Source organism: Acidobacteriota bacterium, assembly GCA_016208495.1.
Taxonomy (GTDB): Bacteria; Acidobacteriota; Blastocatellia; order Chloracidobacteriales; family Chloracidobacteriaceae; genus JACQXX01.
Genome location: JACQXX010000144.1, coordinates 1 through 6,088 on the forward strand (window position 1 = coordinate 1; position 6,088 = coordinate 6,088).

Here is a 6,088-nt window from a genome sequence, read left to right on the forward strand (position 1 = left end):
GATTGCCCGCTTCCAAAATACCCAGGAGGAAATTTTGGCGTTGTGTGGGTTGCGGGAAGCAGCTTAATCACCTTTTGGTTTTTCTTATATTACTGAGAAATGACGCGCGTGCCCTGGAAATATTTATCTGAAAAGCTATATAAAAAGTTTTGTGATTTCCAACTGGTCGTACCAATAATAATCCTGGGTTGACTACTCACTACTCACTACTCACTACTCACTACTCACTACTCACTACTCACTACTCGCTACTCACTCCACTTTTGCTATGCCTGCTCTTCTCTCGCTTCAGGATTTGAAAGTTCACTTTCCCGTGCGTTCGCATGGACTGATGGACGTGTTCAGTCGCCAAAAAGCACGTGTTGTACATGCCGTTGATGGTGTGACGTTTGAAATTCAGGCTGGCGAAACGCTTGGGCTGGTTGGCGAATCCGGGTGTGGAAAATCAACCACCGGGCGCGCCATTTTACGGCTGGTCGAGCCGACTGGTGGAAAGGTTCTCTTTCAAGGACAGGATGTGTGTTCGTTGGGTGCAAGTCAGTTACGCCAGACACGACGGCACATGCAAATGGTTTTTCAGAATCCCTATGCGTCACTCAATCCGCGAATGACCGTGGGTGACATCATTGGTGAACCCTTGAAAACATTTGGGCAAGGCGGAAAAGATCTGGCGGAGCAGGTTCAAAACCTGATGCAAACAGTTGGGCTGAATCCAGGTGTGGTACGGCACTATCCGCACGAATTTTCAGGTGGGCAGCGACAACGAATCGGCATTGCCCGTGCGCTGGCGCTCAATCCAGAACTGGTCGTGGCTGACGAACCAATTGCAGCGCTCGATGTTTCAATCCAGGCGCAAATCCTCAACCTCCTGAAGCGACTGCAACAGGAACGAAAATTAACCTATTTGTTTATTTCACACGACTTGCGAGCCGTCCGGCATATCAGCAACCGGATTGCCGTGATGTACCTGGGAAAAATTGTCGAGCTTGGAGACTCTAAAACCGTATATGCCCAGCCGCAACATCCCTACACCCAGGCGCTGATTTCAGCCGTGCCGGTCCCCAATCCCAAAATTGAAAAAACCCGTCAGCGAATTGTACTCCAGGGCGATGTTCCGAGCCCGATCAACCCTCCGACCGGGTGCCGGTTTCATACCCGGTGTCCGCATGTGATGCCAATGTGCCGCGAAGCCGAGCCACCGCTTCAGGACCTGGGCAACGGTCACCTGGCAGCGTGTTTTTTGCATGCGAAAGTCAGTAGTCAGTAGTCAGTAGTCAGTAGTCAGTAGTCAGTAGTCAGTAGTCAGTAGTCAGTAGTCAGTAGTCAGTAGTCAGTAGTCAGTAGTCAGTAGTCAGTAGTCAAGTGTTGGGTTTTTGAATTATCTGTCAAGTAGATTTGGTTCTATTTGAATCATTTAGGAACAATTCTTTCCAAGAATTCTACAGATTCAACGATCCAGGTTTTACCTACTGACTAATGGGCTACTGACTCATCAACCACTGACTACTGACTACTGACTGATGGACTACTGACTATTTTCACAACGCCTTGCGTGGTGGCATTGTGGTATTGGCCAGGAGCAGTCCGGTGACCAGTGCAATCGCGACCAGGATCATTCGGAAGGCCGCTTCAACCCCAGACACCACATCTTTTTCAAGGAATTTCGCGACGCTTCCATAGCCGACACTTCCGGGAACCAGTAACATAATGCCCGGAACAAGCAGGACTGCCGCCGGACGTTTTTTATATTTGTTGTACAAATTTCCAGCCAATCCCACCAGCAACGCGCCGAGACATACCCCAAGCTCTGGGCCAAGCATCCAGGCACCCGTTCGCGCTCCCCAGAACCCCACCAGAGCTGACAGCAAAATCCATCCCATATCTTTTGGACGGGCTCGAAAAAGCACGGCCAGTGAAAGAGGTGCGATGAGAAGGGCCAGTGGTTCGGTCCACCACGGCAGCATTTCCGGACGCTGAAACATTGAGACGGTTGGCAGAATGCGTTGAATTTGTGTTCCCAGTGCCACCCCAAACCCAATTTCAATCAGGAGCAGAATCGCACTCATCAACCGTGCCGTGCCAGCAACCAGGCTCCGCTGGGCAAGTTCATTCATGGCAACCGTCAGGGTTAATCCAGGAACGAGCACAATCAACCCGCCCAACGTGGTGATGTAGACCGAAATCGGAGCAAAAACCTGAGTTGCTACAATCGCCAGGACTGAGGCAATAATGGCTGAAACCGGGTCAAACACCCGCGAAAGGTTTGGGTATTTGCCAGCCAACCAGGCAAAAATCCCGAGTGACATTCCAATCACGGTTGCCATCAGAATTTCACGCCAGCCGCCTCCCAAAAATCTCGAAGCCGCACCTGAAGAAATCCCAAAGCAGATCGCCGTCAAAAAATCACCATACCGGGGCTGGGCGGCTACGATTTCATCAATTTGTTGAGCCCCTTCACCCGGCGTCAGGGTACCGTCTAAAACCTGCTCAGCCAGAGTGTCGAGCAGAACAAGTTTTTCCAGATTGACTTCGCCGGGTTCGACGCGGATGAGCGTGGTGCGCTGTTCTTCAGGATCGCCAAAGGAGGCAAAAATGCTGGTTGGGGTTGAAAAAAACTGGCCTTCCAACCCCAGTGTGTTTGAGATGTCAACGAGTGTGTCTTCCAGGCGATGGGCCGGGGTGCCGTATTGATGGAGGGCTTTTCCAAGTTTGAGGACAAACGCGATACTTGACGTCTCAGCCTTCAGTGCCTGGGTAACCAGTTTGGGAAGTGCATCGGCAATCGAGAAATCATCAACTGGAGCTGGCGGGGCAGACGAAAAATCTTGCATATCAAGGAGTAACGAGGACATAAGGAAGTGAGGTCAGAATGCTTAGAGAGCGTTAAAGAATAAGTTCCTGGGAGAGGAGGACATCCTTTCACCTGTCGGGTTTTCGGAACCTCCTGCCGGAACCGGCTTGAGTGCCTTGGATTGAGCATCCCGGAGGGCTGCCGTTCGGATAGCCGGTCGGTTGCTCGGCTTTGCGAGCTACCACCGGAAAAAGGTTGTTCTCTCCAATACTCCGCGCTTCACCCGTGCCCCTGCAAGGCACGGGTGAAGCGCGGAGCGATCAGGGAGGCCGTGGAGACCGGTGGTAGGCCCAGAGCGGCCAACTGACCGGCTATCCGAACCGCAACGCTTCGCGGTGCCAAACCAAAAATCAAATTCTGCCTTCTAATGAAGCCTTTCCAAGAGTTGGTCCAGTTCGTGCTGCATTTGCTCTGCTGGAAGATGTACACGCTGGCCGTGTCCAGGCAAAACCCATTCAAATGAATAGTTTTTGAGTTTTGCCAGTGATTTGAGTTGTTCTGGAAATGAATACCAGCAGTACTCAGCCGAAGCTGATAATCCCTGGCGGACGCGACTCCACCACAGATGGTCGCCCGTGAATAAAAACCGGTTGCGGTAGCACAGTACCATGTGTCCACGAGTGTGACCGGGAGTCGGAATAATCTGAAAATCCGGATGAAAGGTGATGGTTTCCACACCGTCAATGATGCGTTCGGCCTCTGGTTGGGCGGAAAGCTCATCGCGATGGATGATGCGTTCGGCTTTGAATTTGCGGGCATAGCTGGCGGCTTCGGCCACATCGTCGCGATGGGTCAGGAAAATAAAGCGAATTCCGCCAAGATCCTCGACGGGACGAGTCAGGTGCGGCAAGAAGCGTGGCGAGTCAATCAACCAGTTTCCATCTGGATGTTGCACAAAATAGCTATGCCCTCCATAGGACTTTGCCGAGTTAAACCCGCAGTAGTACACACTATCTTCAATCAAAAATGGGAAGTCTGAAATCACCTGGTGCGACAGGTTTTCCCCAGTGGTTCCAATTGATCCGGTTGGGCAGGCGAGCAGGGCACGTGTGGCTTCACGGCGGGTTTTTTCATCTTCAGGCTGTGCCTGGACGAAGGAATAGTCGCCGTCGTCTTCAAACACATCAGGGGCAAGCTGACGACAGGTGTCACAGTTGATACAGGTTGAATCAACAAAAAATTCGCCTTCGATATTGTGTGGAAGCCGCTTCCCAAGACTCGCCATTGTGGTTGCCCCCCTCTCAGTCCAAATCGGAGTGTCCGTCAAAAATGATGAAGAGTAGCCAATCCGGTTCCTGCTTGTCACCCCATTCCTCCTAACCAGTAAACACGGCGTGAGGAGTCAGGAGGTTTTTAGGTACTGCATCGGTAAATTGATCAAACTATTCATTCCTACTCGCTACTCGCTACTCGCTCTTCAAAGTGGCCCTACCGGTTTTTAGGAAAATGGATATTGAACAGGACTACATTCTTGGCTAGTTTTAGCATTTCTCATCAAACTCATCATTTTTTCATTTTCTGGGAGTAAGCCAATGACTGATACACAGTTGCGTTTGAAAACTGGACTCGCCGAGATGCTCAAGGGCGGCGTGATCATGGATGTTGTAGATGCTGAGCAGGCTCGGATTGCTGAAGATGCGGGTGCCGTGGCCGTGATGGCCCTGGAGCGTGTACCGGCTGACATTCGCCGGGACGGCGGCGTGGCCCGGATGTCATCACCGGGCATGATCCGTGAAATTATGAAAACGGTATCAATTCCCGTGATGGCCAAGGTCCGGATCGGCCATTTTGTCGAAGCACAGATCCTCGAAGAACTGGGTGTTGATTTCATTGATGAATCCGAAGTGCTGACGCCGGCAGACCATGCCAACCACATCAATAAATTCGCGTTTAAAGTGCCCTTTGTCTGCGGTGCCACCAATTTGGGCGAAGCCTTACGCCGGATTGGCGAAGGCGCGGCCATGATTCGCACCAAGGGCGAAGCTGGCACCGGAAACGTCGTCGAAGCCGTCAAGCACCTGCGCCAGATCCATCGTGATATGCGGTTGCTGACGGTGCTCAGTGACGACGAGTTGATGGCTGAAGCCAAGCGACATCAAGCCCCATTTGAACTGGTGCAACTGGTTGCTAAACTGGGCAAATTGCCGGTTCCAAATTTTGCGGCGGGCGGCATTGCCACACCGGCTGATGCGGCGATGTGTATGCAACTTGGTGCAGAAACAGTGTTTGTCGGCTCTGGAATCTTTAAGTCCTCTGATCCGGCGCGGCGGGCACGGGCGATTGTCAAAGCGGCAACTCATTTTAACGACCCGAAAGTTTTGCTCGAAGTCAGCGAAGACCTCGGCGAACCAATGCGTGGAATTGATGTGACCACCCTGCCGGAAGGTGAATTGCTCGCAACGCGAGGATGGTAGGTTATTTGGGTTCGGGGTTCGGGAAAATAACAAAAAGGACAAAAAGGACAAAAGGGACATAAAGGACCTAAATTCGAAGACCCTGAACCCTGAACCCTGAACCCTGAACCCTGAACCCTGAACCCTGAACCCTGAACCCTGAACCCTGAACCCTGAACCCTGAACCCTGAACCCTGAACCCTGAACCCTGAACCCTGAACCCTGAACCCTGAACCCAGCCGCTTCGCGAATATGCCCGATCCGGAAAAACGATGTTTGGCACCTGCGCCGGTGCGATTTTACTGGCCAACCAGGTGACCAATCCAGAGCAGGAATCACTGGCGGTGATTGATATTGGTGTCCAGCGCAACGGATATGGCCGGCAGCTCGATAGCTTTACCACGCACGTGTCAGTCCCAACACTTGGCGATGAACCAGTGGAACTGGTGTTTATCCGGGCACCGATTATCACGCACCTGGGTGAAGGCGTCGAAGTTCTGGTCGAGCACAATGGAAAGCCGGTGATGGTCCGCCAGGGCAATATTCTGGCGGCGACGTTTCATCCAGAACTGACCACTGATCCCCGCATTCATGCTCTGTTTGCTGAACAAATCCAACCGATTGTTTCCCAGCCTGCCTGAAATTCTTCTGCACTCAAGCAATTGCTGGCGAAAAAAAGATTGCCAAACTGGTAATTCCAGCGATATAGGTTTTCAGAAAAAGAATCCGGGAAATCTGACGCAATGAGTCAAAAGGGTTGACGAAGGAAAAAGAAATGAGTATTCCCGACAGAACAAAAAATAGACAGAAGGAGAATACTCATCATGGTGGCCTATCATAGTCT

General features: G+C 51.7%; 5 protein-coding genes. 3 read left to right on the forward strand and 2 right to left on the reverse strand.

Features of this window, described 5'->3' with window-relative positions; translation table 11 throughout:
* Window positions 1-268 precede the first annotated feature (268 nt).
* The gene (locus HY774_27330) at window positions 269-1,267 is read left to right on the forward strand and encodes an ATP-binding cassette domain-containing protein (protein MBI4752217.1); all 999 of its coding nucleotides are present in this window, start codon (window positions 269-271) and stop codon (window positions 1,265-1,267) included.
* Between the two features lie 271 nt (window positions 1,268-1,538).
* Here HY774_27330 and HY774_27335 read toward each other — a convergent pair whose 3' ends face one another.
* Entirely contained in the window at window positions 1,539-2,831 is a 1,293-nt protein-coding gene (locus tag HY774_27335; protein MBI4752218.1) for a threonine/serine exporter family protein, read from the reverse strand.
* A gap of 384 nt (window positions 2,832-3,215) precedes the next feature.
* Entirely contained in the window at window positions 3,216-4,076 is an 861-nt protein-coding gene (locus HY774_27340; protein MBI4752219.1) for an MBL fold metallo-hydrolase, read from the reverse strand.
* 307 nt (window positions 4,077-4,383) lie between these two features.
* Here HY774_27340 and pdxS point away from each other — a divergent pair, with 307 nt between their 5' ends.
* Both pdxS and pdxT read left to right on the forward strand, forming a co-directional pair.
* Window positions 4,384-5,265 (forward strand): pyridoxal 5'-phosphate synthase lyase subunit PdxS, encoded by an 882-nt coding sequence (gene pdxS / locus HY774_27345; GenBank protein MBI4752220.1) that lies wholly within the window; start codon window positions 4,384-4,386, stop codon window positions 5,263-5,265.
* A 251-nt stretch (window positions 5,266-5,516) separates the two neighbouring features.
* Window positions 5,517-5,885 carry a pyridoxal 5'-phosphate synthase glutaminase subunit PdxT gene (gene pdxT, locus HY774_27350; protein MBI4752221.1) on the forward strand — a complete coding sequence of 123 codons (369 nt, stop codon included), beginning with the start codon at window positions 5,517-5,519 and terminating at the stop codon, window positions 5,883-5,885.
* Window positions 5,886-6,088: the final 203 nt, after the last annotated feature.